Consider the following 3,630-nt stretch of genomic DNA (forward strand, 5'->3'; position numbering starts at 1 on the left):
AGTGATCGTGCGACGCTGACGCGATGTCACATACATCCACTCGGCAAATACATGGACTCATATGCAAAGTATTTGCAGGACCGAGGCTACGACCAGAAAACCGGTCGGCGTAAGCTCCGCACTATCGCTCGGTTTAGTCCATGGCTGAAAAGACACGGAGTGCAAGTCAGGAATCTGAGTGTTGACGAAATACACAAATATCTGAGTATGAAAGTACGAAAGGGCAGACCACCCACCAAAGATGATGGCGTTGAGTTAAAGCAGTTTCTGGAATTTCTCCGAACTTTAGAAGCTGCTCCTCAGAGCACCAACGCACCCTCATCAGGAATGAAAATCGAAGACGTAGTCTTTAGTTTTGCCGTGTACTTGAAGCGAGAACGATCATTGTCTGCTGGTTCAGTGGTTCAGTACAAACGGTATGTGCAGCGGTTTGTCAGTGATATGGCACCGGATGGTAGATGCAATTTCTCGACTCTTCTTCCAGCTACGATTACAAGTTATGTGTGTAAGGCCGCTGCCAATCAATCGCGGAAAGATACGAAACTCATGACGAGTGCCCTACGGTCTTTCCTTCGCTTTGCGCGGTATCAAGCTTTTATCGAAACCGATCTTGCGGCTGCTGTACCAGCAGTGGCGAACTGGGCAGTTTCACTTCCGAAAGCCTTGCCAACTCATCAGGTCGAGCAGATTCTGTCCTCATGTGATCGCAAAACGATCATTGGAAAGAGGGATTTTGCAATTGTGCTTTTGCTTGCCCGACTAGGTCTGCGAGCAGGTGAAATTAGCTCTCTTCAGCTCGAAGACATTCACTGGGAAACAGGATGCATCTCGATTCACGGCAAGGGCAGCAATCTAACACAAATGCCACTCCCACCTGATGTTGGAAATGCTCTCTCGTCTTATTTGCTTTGCCGTCCCAAATCCTCAAGCCGCGCAGTTTTCCTGCGCACAATCAAACCGTTCATTGGCTTCTCTAATTCTTCCACCGTGAGCGGCATCGTCCAAAGTGCTTTTAGGCGAACAGGTCTGGATGCAGATAGCCAAGGTTCTCATCAGTTTCGTCATACTCTTGCAACGGAACTTCTTCGGAAAGGTTCGTCATTGCAGGAGATCGCCGAGCTGCTGCGACACCAGACTTTAGAATGCACGACTATCTACGCGAAAGTGGACTTTTCTTCATTGCGATCCGTTGGACTTCCTTGGCCAGGAGGTGCAGCAAAATGAACACGTTACAAGCAACAATGGAAGATTATTTTGCTGAAGTGCAGGCTGGTGTCCAGCTGCGCAAGGTTTTGCGGCGGTTCGTTCGTTTTCTTGAAAGAAAAGGTGCTACTACCGTTACAACAAAGCTCGCACTCGAGTTCATTAAAGAGTCTAAGGCCGTTCCTCTCGGGAAAGCGCGAAACATGAGCGCAGTGCGTGGGTTTGCACGCTTCCTAAGCGCAAAGGATCCGCTCACTGAGGTCCCTCCGTATGGGTTAATACCATATCCACCAATACTGGCACCAAAGACTGGCGACAATAGATCAACTCGGCAAGGATCAGGAGTACCGAATATGGTGGCTGCGATTAGCCCGTTGCGTTTAGCAATCCTGGAATATCTCACCTTACGAAGATCGCTAGGATTCAAACTACGCCTTGCTGGAAGGGGTTTGATTGATTTTGCAACATTCATGGAAGAGCGCGATGCAGACGTCGTGACGACCAAACTTGCATTGGAATGGGCGCAAAGACCATCTTCAGCCAAGCCAGAAACTTGGGCGCAAAGACTGGGATTCGTACGCGAGTTCGCACGCTACAGAATAGCCAGTGATTCGAGAACTGAGATACCAGAATGGGGGCTTCTCCCTTTTGGGAAGAAACGTGCTCGGCCATACCTCTTCACCGAACAAGAGGTAAAGGATTTACTCCAAGCCGCTCTTGAATTACCCGTTCATGGACATCCAGGCTTCCTCAAAAGACAGACCTATTACTGTCTTCTAGGTCTGCTCGCGGTGACAGGAATGAGAATCAGTGAGGCTCTTGGGCTAATGACCAGTGACGTGGACATGGATGCCGGTGTGCTTCTGGTCAGAGGAAGCAAGTTTGGACAATCTCGATATGTTCCGTTGCATCCATCCGTGCTGCCAGTGCTGCGCTCGTATCTTAGGTTTCGCAATAAATACTTGAAAACGCATGGCCGACTATCCGACTATTTCTTCACCAAATACGGTGGCGGCCAAATTGATCAGTCCGATGTGAATAGAACGTTCCACAAACTATGTCGAATGATTGATCTAAATGGAGGAAAACTAGGACCAAGAATTCACGATCTCAGGCACAGGTTTGCCATTGAAACATTACTGTGCTGGTATCGAAACGGCGAAAAAATCGAACAAAAACTACCTCAACTCTCGACATATCTTGGACACGTGAAAGTTAAAGACACCTACTGGTATCTCACAGCTTGCCCTGAACTCATGGGTGAAGCAGCTCGGCTACTGGAAAACCGTTGGGAGGATAGCTTATGAAAACAAGTCCAACATTTGCAGTCTTGGTCGAAAAGTTCTTTATCGAACGACTAATGAAACAGCGCCAGGCGAGTCCACATACGATCAAATCGTATCGAGATACATTCCGGCTGCTGCTCGCATTCACGCAAAAGCGGCTGAACAAGTCGCCTTCACGACTGGAGCTTTCGGAAATTGATGCACCACTAATTGCAGAATTTCTTGAATCTCTGGAAAAAGAGCGCGGAACATCCGCTCGTAGTCGAAATTTGCGATTAACTGCGCTGAGATCTTTCTTCCGGTATGTTGCAATGGAATCGCCGGCTAATTCGGGACAGATTCAAAGAATTCTGGCAATTCCGTCCAAACGGCATGAAAAGGCTCTGATCAGTTACTTGACACAATCTGAAGTAGCAGCATTGCTCGCTTCGCCTCAGCAAGAAACTTGGCTTGGTCGCCGTGACTATGCTCTGCTTCTGGTTGCAGTGCATACAGGTTTACGCTTGTCTGAACTTCGAGGATTGCAACACAAGGATATTGTGTTCGGCTCAGGAGCACATATTCGCGTGACTGGAAAAGGTCGAAAGGAACGATGTACTCCTCTGACGAAACAGACCGCATTGGTTCTAAAAGCATGGTTGCAGGAATTGCTCTACAAAGGTACCGATTTTGTATTTCCGAACGCACGCGGCGGGCAGCTGAGCGCAGACGGCATTCAATATATTCTTGGAAAGCATTCTGTGGCCGCCAGCGAACATTGCCCATCCCTATCAGAGAAGCGTGTTACAGCCCATGTGCTGCGACATACCACGGCCATGGAACTTTTACAATCTGGAGTCGATCGCGCATTGATTGCTCTTTGGCTTGGCCATGAGTCGGTTGAAACAACACAGATTTATCTCCATGCCAATCTGGCCTTAAAGGAGAAGCTCCTTTTACAAATGGCTCCGCCTGAAGGACAGGTCGGCCGTTATCAACCCGATGATGAGCTCCTGAAATTTCTAACGACACTCTAGTTCAAGACTTTTCAGAGCTACCAACGCTCGGAACTATGCCGAGCTTCCTTTTCGTGCAAACTAGTGCATGGCACTGTTTCATTGCGCTCCTCCGAGTTACTCGGAATAGTCCGGAACTCTGGATA

Annotated in this window: 3 protein-coding genes; all 3 read left to right on the forward strand. The window is 48.5% G+C overall.

Annotated elements, in window-relative coordinates:
- Positions 1 to 51 precede the first annotated feature (51 nt).
- The gene (locus tag EKK48_24530) at positions 52 to 1,224 is read left to right on the forward strand and encodes an integrase (GenBank protein ID RTL37272.1); all 1,173 of its coding nucleotides are present in this window, start codon (positions 52 to 54) and stop codon (positions 1,222 to 1,224) included.
- Positions 1,225 to 1,568: 344 nt separating this feature from the next.
- Positions 1,569 to 2,510, forward strand: a complete 942-nt coding sequence (locus EKK48_24535) for an integrase (protein RTL37304.1) — start codon at positions 1,569 to 1,571, stop codon at positions 2,508 to 2,510.
- Positions 2,507 to 3,505: an integrase gene (locus tag EKK48_24540; protein ID RTL37273.1), complete on the forward strand. Its 999-nt coding sequence runs from the start codon at positions 2,507 to 2,509 to the stop codon at positions 3,503 to 3,505. The genes EKK48_24535 and EKK48_24540 overlap by 4 nt, the downstream gene beginning before the upstream one ends.
- Positions 3,506 to 3,630 lie beyond the last annotated feature (125 nt).

The organism is Candidatus Melainabacteria bacterium (assembly GCA_003963305.1).
GTDB lineage: Bacteria > Cyanobacteriota > Vampirovibrionia > Obscuribacterales > Obscuribacteraceae > PALSA-1081.